This is a genomic window from Methanospirillum stamsii (assembly GCF_003173335.1).
Lineage (GTDB): Archaea > Halobacteriota > Methanomicrobia > Methanomicrobiales > Methanospirillaceae > Methanospirillum > Methanospirillum stamsii.
Genome location: NZ_QGMZ01000004.1, coordinates 122516 through 147530, shown reverse-complemented (window position 1 = coordinate 147530; position 25015 = coordinate 122516). Strand labels below are relative to the sequence as shown.

Below are 25015 nucleotides of genomic sequence, written 5' to 3'. Positions count from 1 at the left end.
TTTTATTAAAAAAATTCATGCATTAAATTCTAAAACCGGAACTTAATGCATCATCATAAAACATCTGCACCGTTTCAAGTGACAATTGGTTTAGATCTTTTCCTAGTTGTGGTATTTTCTTTAGAATGTCATTTGTGATTGTGATTATATCACAACCGCAGGATTCAGCTTGAACAAGATTAAGCAATTCACGTGTGCTTGCCCAAAGAAGTTCCGTCTTTGGTTTTGAATTTAAAAATGCTTTTGCTTCACTCATGATTGGCATGGGATCAACACCAGTATCAGCAATTCGACCCGCAAAAACTGACACTATACTCGGAGTATCCGGAGAAAGAGCTTCACCGACCTTTTTTACTTGGTCTAAACTTAAAATCGCCGTGACATTCAGTTTTAGACCATCATGTGAAAGTTTTTTCACAAGTGATACGGTACTATCACCTTTAGTATTTGTAACTGGAATTTTAATATATACGTGTTCTCCCCAAGTAGCAATTTTTCTCGCTTCTTTTTCCATTCCTTCAAAATCATCTGAAAATACTTCGAATGATATGGGAAGATCAGGGATCGCTATTAATGCATTTTTTGCAAACTCCTCGTAATTATGAACTCCGGCTTTTTTCATGAGAGTGGGATTTGTTGTGAAACCACTCACAATGCCCTTCTTATATTCTTCTATCATTCCAGCCAAATCGGCCCCATCGGCAAATAATTTAATGTTAAATTTTTTTTCTTTATTCATCATTATTCTCATTATTTTCCATATTTATTATCGGTATTATTTCATAAATATTTTCAACAACATAATCAGGATAACTATTCCCTCGGTTTCCTTTTGAGAATGGGTAATTTATTAAAATAGTTTTAACTCCTGCTCTCTTTCCACATTCTATGTCAGTGTCACGGTCACCAATCATCCAGGATTGGTTGAGATCTATGGAGAAATCAACTGCAGCTTGAAATAAAAAATAGGGCTCTGGTTTTCTGCATTCACATATAATGGAATGGGAAGCAATGATTCCATCAGGGTGATGATAACAATAATAATAATGTGAAAAAGAAATTTTTTCAGAAAGAAAAACAGATTCTAATTTTTTATGAACGTTCAATAAATTTTCAAACGAGGTTTTTCCTTTGGCATAATCAGGTTGATTTGAAATTACGATAAGTAGGTAATTCTCTTTTTGAAGAATTTTTATAACATTTATTGCATCAGGAATAATAATTAATTCAGTAGGGTTATGGGGTGGCTCATACTCCCGAGTTGTGTTATGGTATACTAAATCATTAAGAATCCCATCACGGTCGAAAAATATTGCGCGATTTTTCATGATATCCCTTTTTTTTACAATTGAAAAAGTCTATTCATAATGGGAATTTTGTTTATAATTTGAATAAAAACCATTGATATTACCAACATAAAAGTAAATTCAAAGTAAATATTTGAATAATATATCTCCATAATTTGTGGAAATAAACCCGCAATATAAATTATAACAATATTGGCAACCATATGAAAACATAGAATCACCAAAGAATTCTTCTCGAAATATGAGAGAATTTTTTCTATTAATGAAAAATGTACTAAATATGCTGATAAACAATAAATTGCGAGTGATGCACAAATAGCAGTAAGCCAGAAAAAATAGAAATTATTAAAGAGGGCCTGTGAACTTTCGATACCTCCATTGATATTAAACGAGAAAAAAAAACCAATCATTGACAATACAAAAATCAATATGCTCGGTCTCTCTATTTGTGAATAATGCAATTTTTTAAAAAAATAACCCGGAATGATAAATATTTGCATAACTAAAGCAATATCTAAACCCCATGGTAGATGTATACTTTGTAATGCAATGTTATACCCGATTCCTACGATAATAATTACCAATATTAAACCCAATAAAAAATCTAAATTAATTATATCTAATAAAAATTTACCAATGATTAATGCTAATAACAAACTAGGTAAAAACCATAAAGGATTTAAAATGTTTGTTCCTGTTTGATACATAAATTGACCTATAGTCCCATATATCATCGCTTTTACATAATTAAACCATGAAAATGAATGAGGAAATTGTAATAAATAATAAGTTACACATAGTGTTAGACTTATTACTAAAAAATTTAAAAAATATGGGATAATTAGTCGATTTACTTTTTTTTGTATGAATTCTTTCCATGATATATTAATGCTCAACAAAACTCCCGAAATAAAGAAAAATAGAGGAATGTGGAAGGAGTATACCATACTTCTTAAAAATGATAAATTATTACTAATGTTTTCAATATTGATTTGATTTACTGCATGTCCAAAAACAACACATAATATTCCAATCCCTTTAGCAACATCTACCCAACGATAATATGTCAAATAATTCCTTCCCACTTCATATCAAACATCTGCATCGACGGACTTGACACAATCAAATGCCAGACAACTGCCTGGAATGCTTCGGTCTGGGGAGTGACGGACTTATCATTTACCGTCGGAATAATCACACATGCATCAGCCACTTTTCCAGTATATCCCCCATCACGACCAACAACTCCGATTATCTTCGTGCCAATACCCTTAGCATATCGAAGGGCATTAACAAGATTCACACTAACTTTCTTCTCCTCATTTCCTCCGCCGACAGAAAAGACAAAAATAGCATCCTTATTATTCAGGTGACTGCCCTTCAGCCAGTTTTCAAAAACCGTCTCCCAACCGTCATCATTTACCCGGGCAGTCAGTTCTGATACATTATCAGTCGGTGCATATGCTTCGATCCCCGCAATTTTTCTAAAATCATTCACCGCGTGAGAAGCATGTCCCGCTCCCCCTCCAACTCCAAGAATAAACAGACGACCCCTATTACTTCGAATTTCTTCGAGAATATGAATCATATTAAGGATTTGAGTACGGTCAATCTGGTTAATTATGGTAATTGCATCATCCAGAAAAGATGAAATATATTGTTCATCATTCATAAAATCACAATTTCTCTTAAATGTGGTTTCGAATCCTGATATATTCTGCGGTATCTTTTATTCCCTGTATTGAACCGATCTCATAAAAACGATCCAATATTTCATAGGCAGCAATCTTCTTCGCTTTTACATAATCTGACAGAACCATTGATAAATCGAAAGGCTGCTCAATAATATATGACTCAAAAATAGTTTTTTTCACAACTAGTAATCCATAATCGATGTACTGAATAGCGGGATCAAGCGAATTCTTATCATATTTCACGATCATGCCGTTCTCCATCTGAACATTGCTCGCATCGAATGTATTTCTGTTATGATACACCGTCATGAGAATGGGGAGGTTACATTCTCGAAACGACTGCTCGACTGATTCATAATCCACATCAAGATATGAGTCACCGTATTGGATCATGAATGCCCCTTCAAGCAATTCGGATGCCTTTTTTACCGCTCCCCCGGTTCCAAGCAGAAAATTCCCATCATAAGAATATCTGACATGAAGACCATATTGAGATCCATCCCCAACAAATGATTCAATCTCTTCACCCATATGCCCCACGCATAAAACCACCTCAGATACACCCTTTTCTTTCAAAAGGAGTAATTGATGGTGGATAAATGGGGTTCCGTTAATCTCTATGAGTGATTTTGGGATCTCTAATGTTACCGGATAGAGACGGGTAGCAAGACCCCCGGCAAGAATTACCACTGGCAGCATTATGAAGTTGTCACCACTTTACTACCATCATAGTCAAACCGGAATCGTACCTCCTGAAGACCTTCCTTTGCCATTGTATGCCGGAGTTTTTTATTATCCTCAGCATAAAACATAAGAAATCCTCCACCACCTGCACCGATCAGCTTTCCTCCAAGAGCCCCATTCTTCATTGCAATGTCATACCATATGTTGATGTGATCATTACTCATTGACTGGGAACGTTGCTTTTTATGCTCCCAATGGACATTCATAAGATGGGCAAACTCTTCCAAATCTCCGCATTCAAATGCTTTTTTACTTTTATAGCCCAGTTCTTTTATGAAATGGAGATTATCTATCATTGAAGTGTCATTGATCTTACTCTTCTCATCCTGTTCTTTGAGAACATTCGATGCTGATCTTGAATACCCGGTAAAGAATAGGAGAAGATGATCTTCCATATTATAGAGAGTTTCTTTTGATAATTTGAGTTCTTTCGTTTTTACTGAATTATCTTTACAGAAATTAAAACAATTAATCCCACCAAATGCAGAGATGTATTGATCCTGCTTACCAATGGGCTCTTTCAGAACATCGATCTCGATATGACACGCTTCCTCGGCAAGTTCATCAGGCTTGATAAATGTTTTATTATAGGCATGAAGAGCTTTTAAGAGGGCACAGGAAAAGGCACTTGAAGATCCAAGTCCCGTGCCTGCAGGAATGTCAGCAAGACTGGCTAGTTCAAAGTAATGCGAATCAATATTTAGTAATTTTAATGATTCCCGTATGATCGGGTGTTGAATCTGATGAATATTCTCAACCCTTTCCGTTTTTGAATACTTAATAATAATCTCTTTCTGGAAGGTATCATGCAGAGTGATATACACATACTTATCAATCGCTGCTGATATGAGGAATCCTTCATGTTGTTGATAGTATGAAGGAAGATCTGTCCCTCCTCCACCTAGAGAGATACGTAATGGACTTCTGGTTATAATCATATGTGTTCTTTATAAATGGTGGAGACTACTTTAAGAGCTTCACGTGCATCCCGGATACCCGGGTCCGGGTTTTTATTTGTTAAAATTTTCTGTTCAAAATCCATAAATTCCTCTTTCCATGAATTATCTGGAAATGGGTACTCCCAAATGGTTGTTTCAGGAGGTCCCATCTGGGGGAGCATCTTGTAGCAGGTAAGTCGTTCAGTTCCATAACTCCCTCCAATTCCATCAATTTGGAGTTTTCCATGTTCACAAAAAATTTCATAGGAAAATAGATTTTTCCATTCAGTACAACTTACCTGCAGCCATGCAATCTGACCCTGCGCAGTTTCAAGATACATAAATCCATTATCTTCGACTGGCATATTCCAAAAATACGTCCGAATAGATCCATGGATCTTCGTGAAATCACCTAAAAACCAACGAGATAAATCAATGAGATGGACCCCCTGATCAAGGAGTTCTCCCCCTCCTGATATCTCCGGGTCAGCCCGCCATTCCTTTTCATATCCGGGTCTTCCACCATGCCCGTATCTTCCCCTTATATACATTATGTTGCCCAATTCCCCCCTTTCTATGATTGAATGGGCTTTTTTGAGGGCTGGATGGAATCGAAGGTTATATCCTACGGTGACCTTGCTTTTACTCTCTTCCATCGCTTCAATAATGGGATCAAATTCTAAATAATGGCGGGCAGCAGGTTTTTCTACGAGTACATGTTTTCCTGCGAATACAGCTTCCAGGGTTATCGGTGCCAGCCAGTTATTTGAGGTAGATATGATAACAAGATCAATTTCTGGATCTTTGATGACAGATTGCCAGTCTGTTTCCACCCTGACACCTGGATATTTCCCGGCCAGGGAATTTGCCCTCTCTGATGAGATATCGGAGACTGCACATAAATATCCGGATGCGAGAGATTCTGCCCTCTTATGGCCAATTACTCCACAACCAATAATTCCAACTTTCATAATGATCATTCAATCGTTAGATTTCTATCCGCTGGAATAATTCTCCTCAAGGTATAGATATCTGTTTGTGATAATATATCCGAATATTTTGGGAGTTCTTTCCATGGATCCCACACCGCACTGATCAATTTACCGGTTATTGTGCTGCATTCAATACTCGTTAAGAAATACACCAATTCTGCCGCAATCTCTTCATTGTGGGTATTGTGTAATTGAAGATTTATTGCATTGTCATATTCTGAATCACCGGCAGATCTTTTTCCCGCTTTAATGATGTTGCAAGTCAGGTCACTATACATAATCCCCGGTGCAACACAATTCACAGTAATGCCGTGGGGTAATAATTCGCATGCAGTGGTCTCTGAAAACCGGACAAGACCAGCTTTGGCAGTGGCATAACTGGAGAAATTTGGTCGTGGGGAAGTTGCTCCTCCTCCTGATATATTGATGATCCTGCCATAATGATTCTCTATCATGCCTGGAATAAACCCTTTACATAACTGAACAGGAGCTATGAGACATGTTTTCATACATCTCTCCCATTCTGTCCAGTCATTCTCATAAATAGGTCCGACAGGGCCTTGACTAGCAGCATTATTGATGACAATATCTGGATCCCCACACTTTTCAATGATTTCTTTGATGAGGGCCGGTAATAACTCTGTTTCAGCCAAATCAAAAGAAAATATGAAAATTCTCTGTTCAGACTTCGTTGTGGACAAAAAAGTATCTTTCATCTTCTGGAGTTCAGAATAATTACGGGCGATAAGGATGAGATCTGAACCTGACTCAAAAAAATGGTGGGCAATCTGATTTCCAAGCCCTCGTGTTGCCCCGGTTATCAGTACCAGGGATTGTTGTCTCTTCATCGTTTCTCGAAAACCCACTGGTTTTTCTCCAGGTATTCCATTGTTTTTATGATACCTTCTTTTATTGAATATTTTGGTTTCCACCCAAGAGAGCGGATTTTAGAACAATCAAGAAATATGAATGGATTGTCCCCTATCCATCCTCTTTCTCCACCAGTGTAATCCCGTTTGGGTTTCACACCGATATGCTCACAAATCCAGGAGATTGAGTCGTTTACTTCGCAGTACTCATCCGTGCCCAGATTGAAGATATTAACGTTCGCATTGGAATGAGTAATAGCACACAGTATTGCGTCAATACAATCCTGAACATAAAGATATGATTTTTTCTGATGTCCATCCCCGAGAACTTTGAGCTCGGTTGGATCAGCGAGAAGTTGCCTGTAAAAATCAAAAACATGTCCATGGGTGTATCTTTCTCCTAATATTGATACAAACCTGAATATCCATGATTGAAATCCAAACCCTTCACAATATGCCTCAATCAGTCCTTCACAGGCCATTTTGGATGCTCCATATAAGGAAGTCTGGATAGGAAAAGGGGCATCTTCCGGGGTTGGTATAACTGATGCTTCGCCATATACCGAACCGGTTGATGAAAATGCAATCTTCTTTATTCCGTTTACTCGCATTGCTTCCAGAATGTTGAATGTGGCAATGGTGTTCTGCTGAAGGTCTTTTGATGGATGATCAGTTCCGAATCGCACATCTGCATTTGCAGCGAGATGGAAGACAAAGTCCGAACCTATGATTGCGTTATTCAATTGTTCTGTATCCAGTAAGTCGCCTTTGATAAGAGTAAATTTTTTATCTTTCCTTGATATCTCTAAAAAGTCATTGAGTCCGGTAGAAAAATTATCAAAAACAACAACTTCATGCCCGTTCTTTAATATTCGATCACAGAGGTTACTTCCAATAAACCCTGCTCCACCAGTAATAAAATATTTCATATACCTAATTATTTTTAAAAACTATTAAATAAATTATCTTTCATAGGTGAGAGTAAAACGAGGTGTAAATTATTATCTGAATTGGTGATTGCTAACAATGGAATCAAAATAGATCTGAAGATATAACGTCCTCATCTGATATTGTTCGAATAATTTTTGCTGGGTTCCCAGCAACAATAGTATATGGAGGGACATCCTTTGTTACAACGGAACCTGCACCAATGATCGCAGAATCACCGATTGTCACTCCTCGTAAAATTATTGCCATTGTGCCGATTAATACATCATTTCCAATAATTACCCTCTTCTAGATAGTACGTTATCATAAAATATTTTATTTATCGTCATCGTTATATAAAATGAGTTAGAAAATTTTTGAACCGTATCAAAATTTCTATTCCAATTTTCTTAAAACTTTGGTTTGAGATAAAATTCACAACAAAAAATAGGTAGTTCATAATAAATTCAATACTAATTCCTCTAATTAATAAACTTCTCATTTCTTTTTTTGAAAGACGAATATTTACTCCCAATTCTTTTTGACTAATTTCTATTTGTCTCTGATAATCCTCTACAGAGGTAATGGGAAATTCATAGGGAAAATCTTTAATGATTTCTTGTACTGAATTGGAATAAAGGGTGGATAAACTTTTCATTTTTGAATCAGGCCCATAAATAAACCCTTTTAAGCCGAGAAAAATTGCATAATATAATGCTGAAGAGGTGATTTTATTTGTTGTTACATATTCAAATGAGGAACAATTATCAATGAAATTGTACAAAAAATATGGATTTCGTAAATTGCCATTACAAATTACCTTAAATCCATTTTCTAAAAATGGATTCGCATAACCCCTTTGAATATCTATGTAATGCATACAAATAGTGATAGGATGAAATTTTGGAGGCAGATTACAGAGTTTCTCAATGTATTCATTGTAATCGATTATGACATCGATCTGTTCAATACCATGGTGTGGGAATACAATCGTCCCTTTTTTTTCTGAATCTATTTTAGATTTTATGTATTCTTCCAAATAAATTATCGGAGCACCTATTGTACGAATATTTTCGTAATAATTATTTCGAAAGAATTTATTCAATTTTTCATTAAAAACTAAAAATTTGCAATTTATATCTTGTGAAATATAAAAATCTGTATTTTCTTTAAGTGATTGAGGGCTATTTAATAAATCAAAAAATACCATTCCATGTTGAATGCGAAAATTTAGTGGAAAGAATAATGGGAGCCCAGCGTACTTTTTTAAGATATTACCTATACCATAAAATGTGTTACCATCCCAATATTCCAACTGTTGACAAAAACGTAAATATTTGTTGTTAATTTTTGCTTTTTTTCGATTATCGATACAGATAAATTTTTCATAATCTTGCATCTGAACCTCCTTTTCTTTTGTATTACAGTAAATTAGTAAATCGGCATAATTTTTAGTTTACTAATCTGAAAAAAAACGCTCTTCAAAAAACCAATAAATTAATAAAAATAATCTGTAGCATCATTATAAAATTTCATTAATATAAAATCATCACACAATTTCTCTTAATGAGTTTTTTGTTCTCCAACTCATTAATGGCCGAATATTCACAAATTCAAAAAGTTTTTCATTACATGAACTATATGGGTAAAATGAAATTTTAATATGAAAACCTTTCTGTATTGTGACATGCTCTAAATCTCCATTAATTAGTCCAAAAGTAAAGAAAATATGCCCCTCTCCAAAAATATTCTTTTGAAATCTACATATAGTTTCATAAGTCCCCGGTTCCCGAGGCATTGAGACTAATTCAGATTCATCATCATAATTTAGGGTATTCATTATCCGGTTTCCTTCACTATCCAATACCGTAATGAGCAATCGCAAATTTGTAACTTTGGTATAACATCTGTATCTCATCGTAATTTTAATCTCTTCATCAGAACGAAAGGTAGCTCGCTCATTACCATTCATATCGGATATTGTTATCTGCTGAAACCGGATTGTAGGATTTCTCTCTAAAATTAATCCGGTCATAATAGAATTTAGGTATTCTTCATCCAATGTGGTAGTTTCAATTCTATCCTCATTAACATATTGCGCAATACCCTTATGAGTATCACCCTCATAGACGAGATTCCCTGCTTCGAGCAAAATGACTTTTCCGCAGAGGTTTTTTACTGCATTCATATTATGACTGACAAATAACACGGTCCTTCCTTCCCCTGCAACCTCTCCCATTTTCCCAATACATTTCTTTTGAAACCTGGCATCACCAACCGCAAGAACCTCGTCAACAATTAAAATTTCAGGTTCTAAATGTGCTGCAACTGCAAATGCAAGCCTGACATACATCCCGCTTGAATACCGTTTAACCGGAGTGTCAATAAATTTCTCTACTTCGGCAAATGCAACGATATCATCAAACTTCTCATTGATCTCCTGCTTTGTCATCCCCAAAATTGCCCCGTTGAGGAACACATTTTCTCTTCCGGTAAGCTCAGGATGAAACCCGGTCCCTACTTCAAGAAGACTGGCAATCCGGCCTTTAATCTTAATTTTGCCCTCTGTTGGTGCGGTAACACGTGAAAGAATCTTTAAAAGAGTGGATTTTCCTGCACCATTTCTCCCGATGATCCCTAAAATCTCACCCTTCCGAACATCAAAAGAGATATTCTTTAAAGCCCAGAAACATTCGCACTCATTATTTTTTAAACCTGAATTCAATTGGTCAATCTGTGTGTTCGGATCCTCCGCACCCCGAATCCGTGCCCATTTACTCTGGATATCCTGGTACAAAGTATTATGACTAATTATTCCGAGTCGATATAATTTAGAAATATTTTCAACTTTAATGACAATTTCACTCATGATCTTCACACAGTATCCATGAACGATCTTTCTACTTTACTAAAGAACAGGATTCCAAGGAATAATATGAATGCTGTTATTATAAGACTCAATACTATCTGCCAGGACTGGATCATTCCGCTGCCAAGAAAGGCAAATCTGAATGATTCAACAACGGCTGTCATGGGGTTTAAACTAATGAGCCATATCCATTGATGTGGTACTTGAGATAAGGGATAGACAATGGGAGTCGCGTACATCCAGAGTTGAATACCGCATCCTAGTGCAAAAGTGAGATCACGATACCGGGTGGTAAGACTTGATACGAGAATTCCCATACCAAGTCCCAATGCTGCCATCTGAATAAGAAGAAATGGAACCAGGCACAGCCAGATATTGGGCGATATTGGGGCACCAGAAATAAGATAATACAGATAAATTATCAAAAAAAGTCCAAACTGGATCAAAAATGAAAAGATATTTACAATTACTATCGAAACTGGAATGACCAGCCGGGGAAAATAAACCTTCCCAAAAATGCCCGAATTAGCTATGAACGTATTTGATGTGGCAGTCATGCAGTTGGAAAAGTATGTCCATGCGATGATACCTGCAAGATAAAAGAGGACCGGGGGTTGTCCATCTGTTGGGATTCTTGCTATGGAACCAAAAATAATTGCAAATACAATTGCAGTAAACAACGGCGGCAATAAAAACCATGCCGGACCAAGTATTGTTTGCTTATATACCGCAACAAATTCTCTCCGAACAAAAAGAACAATGAGGTCACGATATCTCCATAATTCTGCAAGGTCAATATTGAACCACCCACTTCTGGAGTGAATTTCCATGGTCCACTCTGTCTCTTCTTTCATCTCTTTGTTAGGTCCTTTCGAATATTTTCTGGTTTTTTGAATTATTTAATCACGAGCATTAACAATTTTTTATAATGTGTACTATAAACTTCAGAATTCATAAAAAAATCCATACTAAATGAGAATCATGTCCCTTATCTCTCGTTCAAACCGTGGAATATCAAATTTTTCTGCCTGCCTTATGCACTCATCCCTGTAATGTTCTGGGTATTCTGAAACCTTCATAATTGCATCACGAATATGAGAGACTTCTGCAGGAACAAGCATGCCAGTCTTTTCGGTAACCGTCTCCCGAAATCCACCTTCATTCACTGCCACAACAGGCTTCCCACTAGCCATCGCCTCCACCGGAGTCAGACCAAAATCTTCATGCAACGCAGTGGTGATATGCCCCTTGCATCGTGAATACAGATCCAATACTTCCTCTTCACCCACTTCACCAAGGTATGTAACATTTGATGGAAGGTTTTCAAGGATTCTTGTTGCATATCCGGCAGCATGATCACCCTTCGCATACCCTCCTACGATTACAAGTCTCTCATCAGGTAATGATCGGAAGGTTTCGATCTGCAGTTCAAGTCTCTTTTCCGGATACAACCGGTTGACAGATAACCAAAAATCCCCATACTCCCGGCAGGAATAGCGGGAGATGTCCACTGGTGGATAAATAACCGGTGTATCCCGGTTATGAAACTCTTTCACCCGGTCAGATACGGTCTTTGAAATTGAAACGATGGTATTGATATTTTCAACAGCCCTCTGATTCCAGGGTCGATGCAAATGTGCCCATGAAGAAAAAAGGGCTCCCCTTACAGGACCTAGTTTGGATTTAAAATTCATGTAATTATCATAAAATGCACGAACCGGAGTAAAACAGTACCACATATTTGGGTGATGAATCGCTGCAGCGTGAATACTCCAGTTGCCGGTAAAAATAAAAAAGTCATAATCATCCCGATAATCTGCCAATGAAAAATACAAAGACGCTGAAATCTGTTTCAATGGCGGCACTTTTACCGTTCTATGAAGGGATTGCACCGGAGTTGTTGACTTTAAGACCTGAAGTGCATCAGTATCGGTGGTGATGATATCTGCATGTAATATGTCCGCGAGAACGAGGACTGTTTTTTCCCCTCCCCCTACTGCTCCGAAAAAATCGTGAAAAATACCAATTTTCATGATTATATTATTCCATTATTTTATGGGAGAACAAAAAAATTAAAAATCTGTAGTAATTATTAACTCTCTTTCCCATTACTGGTACGGAAAGATTTTCCAGATTATCTTCTCCTTCACCAATAGGATTTACTCCGACAGCGCTCACAAAAGAATTCGAAATAATCATTTTTGAGTTTATTAAATCTGATTGTTAGCCTATTAGATTTTTTTCCATTGAGGGTTCGGCACATAGAGCCTCTACGTTCATCTGGCGGAAATTTTGAGGATCAATTTTTTCTATGCCAACCTATTTCGGTTCACGAATAATCAATATGATTCACTCATGGGGATTTATACTATAAATTTTTTCGGAGATATGAGGATCAACGTTAGAATAAGGCACTAATGGTGAGAATTAATTATTATGAGTAGAATTAAATCGGTTAAACAATTCATTCATATGAACATACAATATCTCTGCAAACCTCTTGTATTGACATTCTGGGAAAATATCCCAGATTTTTTATCTTTTTAATGTCCGCGATAATAAATGGGTTATCTGAAGGACGAAACCGTTCTGGATCAATGGAAATAGGTATGGTTCCTTTATCTGTTAATACATTTATTCCTCCTGAACCAAGCGAAAAGAGTGATAAATTGTTCGCAATTAACCGGTCAATTTTTGAATATTCTCCCCGAACTCCGAACAATTCATAATCTTTTAGAATCAGTGGGTCTTTACAATAAAATGAATTATTATAGGATGAAAGAGAAAGGACTGAATATCCTGCTGCTTCAATTGAATGTAGTAAATAAGTTAATATTGATGTCGCTCGCATTGAACCAAGATTATATACTTCTCCATACTGTCCCCGATCAATGACACTGCAATACCCCGCTACGGCATCGGAAACATGGGTAAAATCTCTGAAAACTGCGACATTTCCTATCTGAATAGATGAAACCTGGCCTCTTTTAAATTCAATTATTTGCCTTGCCAGAGTGGAGGTTACAAAATTCTCTCCTCTTCCTTGCCCTTCAATGTTAAATGATCTAATTACAATATTCTTCATACCATACGAGTTGTGATATGATCGCATCATAAAATCCCCATATACCTTACTTATGCCATAAGGAGAAACGGGGCGGAGTGGATTTTCTTCAGAAACCGGAACCTCTGGAATCCTTGTAGGGTTTGGGAATACTTTTTTATTTTCTGCTAAAATATTGTCATATTGTGTTTGAGAACTGATTACAAGTCCGTATTCATCTGCAGACCCTGGGAAAATTATTTGAGGATCGTATTTGGAACCTTGAATAGTTTCCAGAAGATTCGTAGTCCCTCTGCAATTAATTTCACATGTTTGAACTGGATCAAGAAATGAGGCCCCAACATGTGACTGGGCAGCGAGGTGGATGATAATATCTGGTTCAGAAATTTTTAGTGCATCATGAATATTATCTGAATAAAGAATGTCTCCAATAATTATCGTATTATTCGGATGAGAGACCGGATTCCTCGGCTTTTTATTTCTGGATAGCCCAAAAATTTTAGCTCCCTGGCTAAGAAAGGATTTTTGCAGATGATGTCCTAAAAAGCCATCTGCCCCGGTTAGTAGAATCCTCTTTTCTGAAAAATTCAATAAACCACTTCTCTTCAATTTATGACCGCAGCAGATATTTTGTTTTATATAGGAAATTCAGTTATTATTATCTGAATATAATTTTGAAATACCATAAGCAATCTTCAGTCTTTTCCCCACCACCGGTATGGAAACTCTTTCCGGATAATTTCATCCCCTTCACCGACCGGTTCAAGCCCTGCTGCCCGCATATCTGCATCCACCATGATCTTCATCAGTTCTTTAAACCGGATTTTCGCTTTCCAGGAAAGTTTCTTTTCAGATCTCGAGGGATCTGCCTGTAAAGCTTCTACTTCAGTCGGACGGAAATATTTCGGGTCGATCTTCACATGTTCATTCACATCAAGGCCGGCATAGGAAAAGGCTGCATCCACATACTCCTGGACAGAATTGGTCTGACCAGTTCCGATAACATAATCATCCGGAGTATCCTGTTGAAGTATCCTCCACATACATTCTACATATTCGGGTGAATACCCCCAGTCTCTTTTTGCTTCAAGGTTACCAAGGTATAGGTATTTCTCTTTCCCGGCAAGGATTGCAGCGATACCCCGGGTGATTTTTCGGGTTACGAAGGTCTCACCACGTCTTGGAGATTCATGGTTAAACAAAATTCCATTACAGGCGAACATGTTGTACCCGTCGCGATAATTTCGGGTCATCCAGTATGAATACACCTTGGCACATGCATAAGGACTCCGTGGCCAGAAACAACTATCCTCATTCTGTGGTGGCGGGGTATGCCCAAACATTTCACTGGAGGAAGCCTGGTAAAACTTTACCGAAGGATTACTTCTTCGGGCTGCTTCAAGAATTCTTGTCGTGGCAAGTCCGGTAATATTTCCTGTATATTCCGGAGTATCAAAACTTATTCTGACATGACTTTGTGCCCCAAGATGGTAGATTTCATCAGGTTTAATATTGTAGAGAACATGTGATATCATCTCAGAATCTGAAAGATCCCCATAATGGAAAAAGATCCTGGCATCGGGTTCATGGGCATCGATATAAATATGATCAATCCGTTGAGTGTTAAAGGTAGATGCACGGCGGACAAGACCATGGACCTCGTACCCTTTGGAGAGAAGAAACTCTGCCAGATACGATCCGTCCTGCCCGGTTATTCCGGTAATAAATGCTCGCTTCATAATTCTTCTATGTCCGGTTGATTTTCATCTGAATAGACGATAATTCTTTGTAAATCAGTTCATCACTAATGTCACTTATGAAAAGAGTCCCATTGGTAATATCCTATTAATTAGATACCAATAGACATAAAATATAACGTATGATTATATTCGTAACAGGTACTGCCGGTTTTATCGGTTCAAACTTTGTATATCATTACCTGGCCAACCACCCGGAAGACATTATCATCGGGTATGATGCCCTGACCTATGCCGGGAACCCTGAAAACGTAGAAAACCTTCCGGAAGATCAGAAATCCCGTTTCATTTTCATCAAAGGCGACATCACTGATCCGGGGGAGGTTCAATCGGTATTTTCCCGGTATGATATCCTGGGTGTCATCAACTTTGCCGCAGAATCCCATGTTGATCGGTCAATTCATGATCCGGCAATCTTCCTGAAAACCAACATCCTGGGAACCCATACACTCCTTGATGCAGCAAAAGCAGCATGGCTCAAGGATGGAAAGTGGAAAGAGAAAACAACCTTCCTCCAGGTCTCCACCGATGAGGTCTATGGCTCACTCGGTCCGGATGGTCTCTTTTCCGAGACAACACCTCTCGATCCACATAGTCCCTACTCTGCAAGTAAAGCAGGATCAGATCTCATTGCAAAAGCATATCATGACACCTTTGGCATGCCGGTGGTAATCACCCGATGCTCGAATAATTACGGGCCGTATCAGTTTCCGGAAAAACTCATCCCCTTGATCATCACCCGGGCCCTGGAACACCAGTTCATTCCGGTATATGGTGATGGGAAACAAGTCCGTGACTGGCTGTATGTCATGGATCACTGCCGGGCAATAGACCTGATCTTTCATAAAGGAAAAGTTGGGGAGGTATACAATATCGGTGGTTCAAATGAACGGGAAAATATCGTTATTGTTAAAACAATATTGCGGCTGCTGAGTGAAATGACCGGGGATCCGGATATCAACGAAGACCTGATCGCACATGTTACCGACAGGCTTGGTCATGACCGGAGATATGCCATAGATGCCTCAAAGATCAACCGGGAATTGGGGTGGGTGCCGGAAACATCTTTTGAAGAGGGAATCCGGAATACGATCCGGTGGTATCTGGAGCACCAGAGGTGGGTAAAAAATGTCATCTCCGGTGAATACCTAAGTTTTTACCAGAAAAACTATGGGTGAATCTGTAAACCGAGAAAAAATTGCCATGACCCCTCCTTTTTATACGTCGGGCCTGATGAGTATCATCATGCCGCTTTTTGAGAGTAATTTCCTAAAAAGGGTCTGGAAACAGATAGTTCATACACAGGATTGCCGTTTGAATGAGAAATAAAAGATAGATGGTTTGAATTCTTTTTTTCACAAGATGACTATTATGTACAGGTGTAAATACCCTCATAAGAAGTCCTGAAATTTAAATTTTTTGAGAGATAAGCGATTCACATCGTTGTATGAAGATATGGGCACCGGTCAGAATCTCATCTGACTCTTCCTGAGTAATTCTTTTTGTTATAGAATAATCGGCTTCTTCTCGAAGAGTCTCAGACAAAGGCAGATATTTCCACACCATCTCTTCAAATTCTCCCACTCTCACAAAATTACTATTCAGTTGTGAAATCGTCCCTTTGTGAGTCCTTGTTATAATATCCTTTGTTAGAAGCACCGCTTTTGCAGCATAAAACATTGAATAATATGCCCTGGATATAGCGTCATTATAATGGTGGTTTTGATCCCAAACTATGCCTTCAATTAGGGAATAAATTGAGTTTGAGCTTCTTCTCGAGCTCACGAACCTTCTTTGGCACTTCTGTAACTTGGTCAAACCCATCATAAGTGATTCTCATTACTTTTGAAAACGCCAATAGCACGTCCTTTGGCGAATATTCTGCAGTTAATCCCTCCCTTTTAATGAGAATCATCAGCTTGCAGTAGAGATACAGACAGAGAAAACCAATAAACAAATGGCCAAATACTGCACTCCGATCTCCAAGATATAGTACATCCGCCTGAATTTCATTCTTCAGCGTATCAAAGTGCCGTTCAACCAGGTCCCTTGTTTTGTATAACTCATAAATTTCCTGTGGAGATTTATCTAAATTTGAAACGAATAGGATTCTCCCTGCTTTTTTCTCTCGTATTTTCGCTTCTTCTGGCGTAATATTTCCCTTCTCAACCAGTTCAAAAAGTGTTTTGTTCTCCTCAAGTTCCAGATCTTTATCTTCAAAAAGATAGAGTATCTTCCCATCAATCTCCCTTTTTCCACCCCGAATCAAACGTTTATGATATATAAACCGATCTGTGAGATGAATTCTTGTGTTATACCAGTTACTGTTTCTTCTCTGGGGCACCACAGCTGAACAGTTACGATCAAAGATTCCATCCAAGACCTCATCAGACACAAAACCACGATCTACAATAAGAATCGCGTCATTTAATTTTATTTCATCCATCGAAGGAAGAAGTGTTTTTACGTCTTTAACAGATCCTGGAATCACCCTGATCATTACTGGGAGGCCCGTCTCAAGACCACTAAACAAGGCTACATTTACCTGCGGAAGTGAAATTTCATTATGATTTCGACCCCATTCTGCGAATGTCAAGTTATCTGAGAGGGAGAACACAAATGATAGATCATAGATGAGATGATGGTTTTCCTGCCAGAGGTGTTTAAACACCATATCCTGGCCAATTTTATCATCTCCGATAGATTTCAGTGTCATTGAGAGATTTTTGGGAGAGCAGTTTGGAGAGATCTTCAATACGTTGTCTAGTTTTTCCCATGTAGATTTGATTCGTTTGAGAGGTAGATAGCCCGATATACGAGTAAAAACGAAAGCAATTATCTCTTCCCAATGTTCAGGAAAAGCCTCTTTGAGCACAGGGATCATATCCTTAAATTCATCCCCCAAAAGTCTAGCATTTCCATATTCAAAGACGGATTTCGCTCTTGGGAGGGTTGAAGACTGAGAAGTCGTATTTTGGGATGGCCGAGTTGAACCTTTTGTTAAAAGACCACGATCTGGAGTCAGGCGTCCAATATATTTAGATATCTTCTTTGTTTTTTTCGTATCCCTGTCGTAGGTACTTGTTGAATAATAGACATAGGGTTTACCCTGGATGTATTTGATCTCAAGGCACTGTTTTCCCTTCCTCCGCTCTTCTGCAAGCCACTCCGTAGCCCAGGTTTCCATGACATAATATTAGGGATAAATAGTATAAAGCTTTTTCGGTGATATGCAGAGTAAGTGGAGAAAAAAGAGATATTTGTGAAAATTAATCCCTATGAGCGGAATAGTTTGGGTTTGATGTAGTTCGCATGCCACGGTATAAGTATCCTGAGCACGTCTGATAAAAAGAGATATTTCATCTCTATTAGGCAATTTGCCTTCCCTCCATTAATACAGTTTTAATAAACGAGAAATCCCTCTCTTGTTCGAACTCGTCTTCAGAAAAAACTTTTATTGATAGGTATACATTTGTTTTGGTAAAAAAAGAGCAGGCAATCCACATAATATCTAATTTGGATTTTACCGGCAATTTAGAAGTAATAACCAATAAATCAACATCAGAACCAGAATCACCTTCACCCCTGGCCCATGAGCCAAACAGAATTACTCGTTTTATTTTATCCCCATATTTCTCTTGTATCTGTGATGTATATGAATAAATGGCGTTAGAAATTACCTTTTCATCGCTCGCAAAATCCCCCCGTTCCCTATTCATCCTGAATACATGTGTAATTCAGATGTAATATATACCTTTATGAGAACGGACATCTGCCTTTCAGCTTTATATTTTTGAAAAGAAAGAATTCATGACCAATATCATGTTCCCTTGCTAACAATCTTCTTCCCTCTTCAGCAAGTGAACGCATGTCTTGCTTCTATAATCCAAAGTTCAATAGCTTCAGTTATTGCATTACTTAATGCACCTTTCTTATTTCCACACTCACGGGTAATGGTTTCTCTGAATCGTTTTTCAACATCATCAGATAGAGATATTGTTACCGTGCCCATAGATATATTTAGATTTTTTACATATTTACATAGACCTCTGATAAGACCTGATAAAACGAATTGCTTTACTAACAGCCAAAACACCTGGATGATGCCCTCACCTATGCCCGGAACCTTTAAAACTTAGAAAACCTCCCGGAAAAATAAATACTCCCCGTTGCAATAGTATGATCAGTTATGGCACCATCCTCAAAACCAAAACCTTCAATACCTGATCAAAATTCTCATGATGGGCCGCTCTCTTTTGAAAAAGTCTGGCTCATGTTCCAGGAGACAGATAAGAAATTCAAAGAGACAGACAAGAAGTTTCAGGAGACAGATAAAAAACTCAATCAATTAGAGAGATTATTCACCTCACAATGGGGAAAACTTGTCGAATCCCTGGTGGAAGGAGATATCATCACAATACTAAATCAACGTGGTATAGAAGTAACTGATACCATTAAGAGGAGGAAAGGCCGTCGTGATGGTATTGATTACGAGTTTGATATCATTGCAATTAATGGATCTGAAATAGTCATCGTAGAAGTGAAGACTACATTAAGACCAGAAGATATCAGAAATTTTTTGAAAAAACTGAAACAGGCGAAGAACTGGATGCCGGAATATGCTGAAAAAAGGATATATGGAGCAGTAGCATTCATATCAGAAGATGCTGGCACAGCAGAAATGGCAGATAAAAAGGGCCTTTTTGTTATACGAGCCACCGGAGACAGTGCCAGTATAGTAAATGAGGATAGTTTTGCTCCAAAAGTCTGGTAACTATTAGACAATAGAATTGTTAAGGATCCCATCTTTTTTGAATTGATAGCAAAAGTGTCCGGAACCAATGAAGGAAAATAGAAATATTTCAAAATAGAAAGAGGGAATCTGGATGAAGAACTCGGAAAACGCCCGGATACGGGGCTCATTTATCTTGTTCTTACTGACACTAACAATCTTCTCTCTGTGGTAATTGGAGAGCAGATGCTGGAAAAATAGGATGATCAGATTTCTCATCAAGAAAGAGCCAATCAGGAGTTTCAGGATATGAGATATTAAAGAGTCTCTTTATACAAAATATCAATATATTATGCAGAAATTATATGGAATTCAGAAAGAGCCCTAATAAGCCTTCTTACTTGAACGGATTTATCACTTCAATCCAGGGAATTTTCCTGAACGTTATCTCCCTGCTCCAAACTTTCTCAAACAATTGTAAAGCAATATCATGTTTCTCTTTCTCAAGAGAAGTCCATGCATAGACAAAAATGTCTGTGTCTATTAACGCATCAGGTACGCTCATAGAGTTCCTTTCGATTGGAATACTGCCATTTACCAATATCATGTTCCTTTGCTAACAATCTTCTTCCCTCTTCAGCAAGTGAACGTATGTCAACTTCTTTAATCCAAAGTTCGATTGCTTCAGTAATTGCACTACTTAAGGCACCTTTCTTATTTCCACACTCACGGGTAATGGTTTCTCTGAATCGTTTTTCAACATCATCAGATAGGGATATTGTTCCCGTACCCATACATCAATTTAAACTTTTCACATATTTACATACATCTCTGATAAGACCTGATAGAACGAATTGCTTTCCTGACAGCCAAAACACCTGGATGATGCCCTCACCTATGCCCGGAACCTTTAAAGCTTAGAAAACCTCCCGGAAAAATAAATACTCCCCGTTGCAATAGTATGATCAGTTATGGCACCATCCTCAAAACCAAAACCTTCAATTACTGATCAAAATTCTCATGATGGGCCGCTCTCTTTTGAAAAAGTCTGGCTCATGTTCCAGGAGACAGATAAGAAATTCAAAGAGACAGATAAGAAGTTCCAGGAAACAGATAAGAAATTCAAAGAAACAGATAAAAAACTCAATCAATTAGAGAGATTATTCGCCTCACAATGGGGAAAACTTGTTGAATCCCTGGTGGAAGGAGATATCATCACAATACTAAACCAGCGAGGCATCGAAGTAACTGATACCATTAAGCGGAGGAAAGGCCGCCGCGATGGTGTTGATTACGAGTTTGATATCATTGCAATAAATGGATCTGAGATAGTCATCGTAGAAGTGAAGACTACATTAAGACCGGAAGATATTATAATTTTTTTGAAAAAACTGAATCAGGTGAAGAACTGGATGCCGGAATATGCTGAAAAAAGGATATATGGGGCAGTGGCATTCATCTCTGAAGATGCCGGCACCGCAGCAATGGCAGAGAAAAAGGGCCTTTTTGTGATCCGTGCCACCGGAGATAGTGCCAGTATAGTAAATATGAATGGTTTCATCCCAAAGATCTGGTAACTTTTTTCAGGTTTCTCCGGTCTCAAGCGAAGTCCATGCAGAGTAAAAAATGTTTGAATCTATAAACGAATCAGGTACGTTCATAGAGCTCCTTTCGATTGGAATAATGCCATTTGCCAATCTCATATTCCTTTGCTAATAATCTTCTCCCCTCTTTAGCAAGTGAATGTTGGTTCGCTTTACCTGAAATTTCTTCCAAGGAGGGTCCGACTCTCCATGCAGATACCTTTTGATATAAATGAGCAGCACAAAGGGATTAACATTCACAACATATATACTAATATAATTGATCTAATTACCTCCATGAGTTTTCTTAACGATAAAAAGCCCGATACATCCATATTTTATAAAAATTTCACGTTTTTTTTTGGACAGATAAAACCCTGGAAAAATGTTGGCGTAAGGGCCTTATTTTTCAAAATCCAATTCAATACTTGTTTTTATAAGGGGGTTTAAATCCCTCTCTCCTGTCCGGCATATAAAGTATCGACTGAAAAAAGATAAGGCCATAGCGGCCCTTCAGTAAAGAGTCACCACTAGTCCAATATTGGTCCCCATATCAAATTTGAGAGAGGAGTACTTCCATCTATTCCTTCTCAAATTTCGGGAATATTTTTTTCAGTAAATGAGCAAAATAAACATTAAATTAAAATTCCCATGGAATAACGATATTTTCAGGTGAATATCTGACTTTTTACAATGAAATAAATTCCTCATTTGATAAACCCATAGCACGAATAAATGCATGAATAGTACCGATAGGAATTGGTTGTCCTGGGTGATTGGGGATTGTTACGGAACGTTTTATGTCTGGATGGTAATAAATATCGTGTGAGCCTTTTCCATGGCGTTTTAATACATATCCGGCTATTTAGTTTACCGGCCACTTCTTTGGATTGATATGATGGTATTCGTGTCATACGGATACCGGAATTGGCACATGGATATCTAAAAGATATTGTGATTCATGATCTGTTTCAATGTTATTATTGCCTTTCTCTTCTAATTCTATAGATATCAGGTGTCGTGCAACATCTTCAGCTATTTCAATAGTTTCATCAATACTACTACCCTGAGCAATTAATCCCGGAAGTACATCACTCGTTGCCAGAAAGAAACCCTCAGGGAGATATGTTATTGTGATTGGAATAATGATTGTTTTCATAGATATCACCTGTTACATGAATGATTCAATAATTGATTATTTTGAGATGGTATCATAAAATTAGTGTCAAACATTTATACTTTTTACTAGTTTTCCGGATTAAAAAACTAAAAATTTCTTCTCCGTGAAAGACTGAAATCTGGATATTTTTTCGAATTTTTTAGTCTTGAGATGAACCTGACGATATAAATTCTGATGTTTTTTTTAATTCCTGGAATCCTGGATTAGGATCTCCCTTATTATTATGCACATTTTGAAATTTATTCCCGGAAAAATAAATACTCACTGATGCAATAATATCTCATTCATTATCCTTTCAGTATTGACCGACAATAATTATTCATATAATAATTATAGAAATAATAATTAATGAAATTCTATGGCCGGGAAGCTGAACTTCACCTGATGGAGCAGTTATACAAGAAGACTCCCTCATTTCTTGTTATCACCGGAAGAAGAAGAATTGGTAAAACAACACTTGTCAGGGAATTTATTCGCTCCCGGCCTTCACTTTACTTTTTTGTTGATAATCACAAAAAAATAGATCTTCTCATGGAGGAATATGCACAAATCCTGTCTCATCATTTCAATCTTCCCCCGTTCTTCTCAATAAAAAAACCCTCCGATCTCTTTACCTTTCTCATCCAGATAAAAGAACCGATCATTGTAGTATTTGATGAATTTCAACGATTTAGTCAGATATATCCCTCTTTTTATTCAGAACTGCAAAATGCATGGGATCAACGTCCAGCTGACTCAGGAGTCTTCCTTATCGTAACCGGATCTTCAATCGGCATGATGAATCGTCTCTTCCAGGATGGTGGGGCACCCTTATTCAAGCGGGCAGATACCCGGATAACTTTACGACCCTTCGGTATTACGGAAATATTTCCTGTGCTCGATGATCTGACTTCTCTTCCTCTGGAAGAGAAGTTAAAAATTTATTACTTATTTGGCGGAATCATCCACTATTATTATCTTTTTGAAAAATTCTCCTGCCATAATTTTTCTGACATTCTTGAAAAAATGATATTTAGTGAATTTGGACCACTTAGGCGGGAGATCTCTGATATCCTTGTTGAGGAGTTTGGAAGTGAGCACGCAAGTTATCATGCAATAATTACAGCTCTTGCCGGTGGAAAAACATCAATGAAAGAGATTGGAGATAGGGCAGGTATTTCTGTTACTTCACTTCACCCGTATCTGGACAACCTGATAAACCTCCTTGGAATCGTTACCTATCAGGTGCCAATCGGTGATAAAAAAGGTCGTTCAAGACTTGGAAGATATTTCCTGACAGATCCGTTCTTTAGATTTTATGCCAGGTTTGTATACCCGAATATGAGTACCTTTGAAGCCGGAAAATTTTCATCATTGATTACCACCGTCCATAATGGATGGAACTCTTATGCAGGGAAATGTTTTGAAGACCTTGTAAGGGAAGTAATAAGCTCTGACAATTCCTTTCAGTTTGAATTAACAGGCCCCTGGTGGAACCGGAAAGGTGATGAGATAGATATTGTGGCAATAAAACCTGATCGGACACTCGTGGTGGAATGTAAAAACCGTGAACTGACTGGAGACCAGGCCCTGGATATTATTAATATGGTAATGAAAAAAACTGATCTCATCGCTTTCCTTACTCATCCGGTTACTTGTGGGGTGGCAGCCCGGAGAGTGATGGGTAAAGAGAACCTGAAAAAGGACGGCAATTTTATCTGGGACCTTCAGGACTTTTCGTCATTTCTTGAAAAACCATCTGGATTACAATAAATTCAGTCTCAAATATCCAATGTTTTTAAACCTAAAAAAATTGTGAATGATAGTTATTTCTTCTCATAATCAGCAACACTATAAAAAAAACTACGATTGGATATTCATGAAACGTTTAATTATAACAGCATCTGGTGAAGTCCAGCGTGTCGGATACCGGGATAGTCCGAAATTGCTCTGGATATGATGTTGAGATTATTGCAGAAGGAAACGAAGCTGACTTGGATCAGTTTATATCGCAAATCAAAATTATTGAAGAACCCATCTGTGTTGAATCGATAAAAATCGAATCCGGAACCTATGATGGAAAATGGAAATATTTTGAGATACAAAGGGGGAATCCGGATGAAGAACTCGGAGAACGCCTGGACGCTGCCCTCACATATCTGGTACGAATTGATTATAACAGTCGCCGTTCTGTAAAAATTGGAGAACAAATGCTAGACAAACAGGATCAGATGTTGGCTAACCAAGATTATCAGATCTCTCTTCAAAAAGTTACAAATCAGGAGATTCAGGAGATGAGATCAGATCTAAAAGATTCAATCCATACAAAATATCAATTTATTGAACAACGATTACATTAAATTCAGACAATTCTGAAAAA

Annotated in this window: 28 protein-coding genes and 1 pseudogene; 5 read left to right on the top strand and 24 right to left on the bottom strand. The window is 37.7% G+C overall.

The window, feature by feature from the left end; genetic code table 11:
* Nucleotides 1-22: 22 nt before the first annotated feature.
* The 16 genes and pseudogenes from DLD82_RS01485 to gmd all read right to left on the bottom strand — a co-directional run bounded on the left by DLD82_RS01485 (nt 23) and on the right by gmd (nt 15143).
* Complete coding sequence (locus tag DLD82_RS01485; RefSeq protein ID WP_219968281.1) at nt 23-742, bottom strand: transaldolase; 720 nt, start codon at nt 740-742, stop codon at nt 23-25.
* Nucleotides 732-1328 (bottom strand): D-glycero-alpha-D-manno-heptose-1,7-bisphosphate 7-phosphatase, encoded by a 597-nt coding sequence (locus DLD82_RS01480; protein ID WP_109939324.1) that lies wholly within the window; start codon nt 1326-1328, stop codon nt 732-734. Before DLD82_RS01480 ends, DLD82_RS01485 begins: the two co-directional genes overlap by 11 nt.
* A 14-nt stretch (nt 1329-1342) precedes the next feature.
* Nucleotides 1343-2377 (bottom strand): acyltransferase family protein, encoded by a 1035-nt coding sequence (locus tag DLD82_RS01475; protein ID WP_181391190.1) that lies wholly within the window; start codon nt 2375-2377, stop codon nt 1343-1345.
* A complete protein-coding gene (locus tag DLD82_RS01470) occupies nt 2374-2979 on the bottom strand; it encodes an SIS domain-containing protein (RefSeq protein ID WP_109939322.1) in 606 nt (201 codons plus the stop codon). Before DLD82_RS01470 ends, DLD82_RS01475 begins: the two co-directional genes overlap by 4 nt.
* Before the next feature lie 16 nt (nt 2980-2995).
* Complete coding sequence (locus DLD82_RS01465; protein ID WP_109939321.1) at nt 2996-3700, bottom strand: sugar phosphate nucleotidyltransferase; 705 nt, start codon at nt 3698-3700, stop codon at nt 2996-2998.
* Nucleotides 3700-4683, bottom strand: coding sequence for a GHMP family kinase ATP-binding protein (locus tag DLD82_RS01460; protein ID WP_109939320.1), 984 nt, complete (start codon nt 4681-4683; stop codon nt 3700-3702). The genes DLD82_RS01465 and DLD82_RS01460 overlap by 1 nt, the downstream gene beginning before the upstream one ends.
* Nucleotides 4680-5663: a Gfo/Idh/MocA family protein gene (locus DLD82_RS01455; protein ID WP_219968280.1), complete on the bottom strand. Its 984-nt coding sequence runs from the start codon at nt 5661-5663 to the stop codon at nt 4680-4682. The genes DLD82_RS01460 and DLD82_RS01455 overlap by 4 nt, the downstream gene beginning before the upstream one ends.
* The gene (locus DLD82_RS01450; RefSeq protein ID WP_181391189.1) at nt 5660-6541 is read right to left on the bottom strand and encodes an SDR family oxidoreductase; all 882 of its coding nucleotides are present in this window, start codon (nt 6539-6541) and stop codon (nt 5660-5662) included. Before DLD82_RS01450 ends, DLD82_RS01455 begins: the two co-directional genes overlap by 4 nt.
* Nucleotides 6520-7473: an NAD-dependent epimerase/dehydratase family protein gene (locus tag DLD82_RS01445; RefSeq protein WP_109939318.1), complete on the bottom strand. Its 954-nt coding sequence runs from the start codon at nt 7471-7473 to the stop codon at nt 6520-6522. Before DLD82_RS01445 ends, DLD82_RS01450 begins: the two co-directional genes overlap by 22 nt.
* A 118-nt stretch (nt 7474-7591) precedes the next feature.
* A pseudogene (locus DLD82_RS01440) lies at nt 7592-7771 on the bottom strand (DapH/DapD/GlmU-related protein); the annotation flags it as partial.
* 52 nt (nt 7772-7823) lie between these two features.
* A complete protein-coding gene (locus DLD82_RS01435; RefSeq protein WP_109939316.1) occupies nt 7824-8870 on the bottom strand; it encodes a hypothetical protein in 1047 nt (348 codons plus the stop codon).
* Between the two features lie 150 nt (nt 8871-9020).
* The gene (locus DLD82_RS01430; RefSeq protein WP_109939347.1) at nt 9021-10340 is read right to left on the bottom strand and encodes an ABC transporter ATP-binding protein; all 1320 of its coding nucleotides are present in this window, start codon (nt 10338-10340) and stop codon (nt 9021-9023) included.
* A 5-nt stretch (nt 10341-10345) separates the two neighbouring features.
* Nucleotides 10346-11194, bottom strand: coding sequence for an ABC transporter permease (locus tag DLD82_RS01425; protein WP_109939315.1), 849 nt, complete (start codon nt 11192-11194; stop codon nt 10346-10348).
* A 114-nt stretch (nt 11195-11308) separates the two neighbouring features.
* On the bottom strand, nt 11309-12373 hold the full coding sequence (locus tag DLD82_RS01420) for a glycosyltransferase (protein ID WP_109939314.1): 1065 nt from the start codon (nt 12371-12373) through the stop codon (nt 11309-11311).
* A 431-nt stretch (nt 12374-12804) separates the two neighbouring features.
* Complete coding sequence (locus tag DLD82_RS01415) at nt 12805-13995, bottom strand: GDP-mannose 4,6-dehydratase (RefSeq protein ID WP_181391188.1); 1191 nt, start codon at nt 13993-13995, stop codon at nt 12805-12807.
* Nucleotides 13996-14099: 104 nt separating this feature from the next.
* The gene (gene gmd / locus DLD82_RS01410; RefSeq protein ID WP_109939312.1) at nt 14100-15143 is read right to left on the bottom strand and encodes a GDP-mannose 4,6-dehydratase; all 1044 of its coding nucleotides are present in this window, start codon (nt 15141-15143) and stop codon (nt 14100-14102) included.
* Nucleotides 15144-15283: 140 nt separating this feature from the next.
* On the opposite strand from gmd, the gene rfbB reads away from it, so the two are divergent.
* Nucleotides 15284-16339 carry a dTDP-glucose 4,6-dehydratase gene (gene rfbB, locus DLD82_RS01405; RefSeq protein WP_109939311.1) on the top strand — a complete coding sequence of 352 codons (1056 nt, stop codon included), beginning with the start codon at nt 15284-15286 and terminating at the stop codon, nt 16337-16339.
* Nucleotides 16340-16571: 232 nt separating this feature from the next.
* Here the strand turns inward: rfbB and DLD82_RS01400 are convergent, their stop codons facing one another.
* The 4 genes from DLD82_RS01400 to DLD82_RS18355 all read right to left on the bottom strand — a co-directional run bounded on the left by DLD82_RS01400 (nt 16572) and on the right by DLD82_RS18355 (nt 19173).
* On the bottom strand, nt 16572-16985 hold the full coding sequence (locus DLD82_RS01400; protein WP_281267959.1) for a HEPN domain-containing protein: 414 nt from the start codon (nt 16983-16985) through the stop codon (nt 16572-16574).
* Complete coding sequence (locus DLD82_RS01395; protein WP_109939309.1) at nt 16903-18348, bottom strand: transposase; 1446 nt, start codon at nt 18346-18348, stop codon at nt 16903-16905. The genes DLD82_RS01400 and DLD82_RS01395 overlap by 83 nt, the downstream gene beginning before the upstream one ends.
* 181 nt (nt 18349-18529) lie before the next feature.
* Entirely contained in the window at nt 18530-18880 is a 351-nt protein-coding gene (locus tag DLD82_RS01390) for a nucleotidyltransferase domain-containing protein (protein ID WP_109939308.1), read from the bottom strand.
* A 134-nt stretch (nt 18881-19014) separates the two neighbouring features.
* A complete protein-coding gene (locus tag DLD82_RS18355) occupies nt 19015-19173 on the bottom strand; it encodes a hypothetical protein (RefSeq protein ID WP_181391186.1) in 159 nt (52 codons plus the stop codon).
* Nucleotides 19174-19350: 177 nt separating this feature from the next.
* Between DLD82_RS18355 and DLD82_RS01385 the strand changes: the two genes are divergently transcribed.
* Nucleotides 19351-19935: a hypothetical protein gene (locus DLD82_RS01385; RefSeq protein ID WP_109939307.1), complete on the top strand. Its 585-nt coding sequence runs from the start codon at nt 19351-19353 to the stop codon at nt 19933-19935.
* Between the two features lie 355 nt (nt 19936-20290).
* On the opposite strand, the gene DLD82_RS18350 is transcribed toward DLD82_RS01385, so the two are convergent.
* Nucleotides 20291-20458 carry a hypothetical protein gene (locus tag DLD82_RS18350; RefSeq protein WP_181391185.1) on the bottom strand — a complete coding sequence of 56 codons (168 nt, stop codon included), beginning with the start codon at nt 20456-20458 and terminating at the stop codon, nt 20291-20293.
* Complete coding sequence (locus DLD82_RS01375) at nt 20445-20687, bottom strand: hypothetical protein (RefSeq protein ID WP_109939305.1); 243 nt, start codon at nt 20685-20687, stop codon at nt 20445-20447. The genes DLD82_RS18350 and DLD82_RS01375 overlap by 14 nt, the downstream gene beginning before the upstream one ends.
* A 177-nt stretch (nt 20688-20864) precedes the next feature.
* Between DLD82_RS01375 and DLD82_RS01370 the strand changes: the two genes are divergently transcribed.
* On the top strand, nt 20865-21470 hold the full coding sequence (locus DLD82_RS01370) for a hypothetical protein (RefSeq protein WP_109939304.1): 606 nt from the start codon (nt 20865-20867) through the stop codon (nt 21468-21470).
* A 694-nt stretch (nt 21471-22164) separates the two neighbouring features.
* Here DLD82_RS01370 and DLD82_RS19285 read toward each other — a convergent pair.
* Nucleotides 22165-22341, bottom strand: coding sequence for a type II toxin-antitoxin system HicA family toxin (locus tag DLD82_RS19285; RefSeq protein WP_109939346.1), 177 nt, complete (start codon nt 22339-22341; stop codon nt 22165-22167).
* A gap of 45 nt (nt 22342-22386) precedes the next feature.
* Nucleotides 22387-22635 carry a type II toxin-antitoxin system HicB family antitoxin gene (locus DLD82_RS01355; protein WP_109939302.1) on the bottom strand — a complete coding sequence of 83 codons (249 nt, stop codon included), beginning with the start codon at nt 22633-22635 and terminating at the stop codon, nt 22387-22389.
* Nucleotides 22636-23004: 369 nt separating this feature from the next.
* On the opposite strand from DLD82_RS01355, the gene DLD82_RS01350 reads away from it, so the two are divergent.
* Together DLD82_RS01350 and DLD82_RS01345 are read left to right on the top strand one after the other, a co-directional pair.
* Nucleotides 23005-24408, top strand: coding sequence for an ATP-binding protein (locus tag DLD82_RS01350; protein WP_109939301.1), 1404 nt, complete (start codon nt 23005-23007; stop codon nt 24406-24408).
* A gap of 134 nt (nt 24409-24542) precedes the next feature.
* Nucleotides 24543-24995, top strand: a complete 453-nt coding sequence (locus DLD82_RS01345; RefSeq protein ID WP_181391184.1) for an acylphosphatase — start codon at nt 24543-24545, stop codon at nt 24993-24995.
* Nucleotides 24996-25015: the final 20 nt, after the last annotated feature.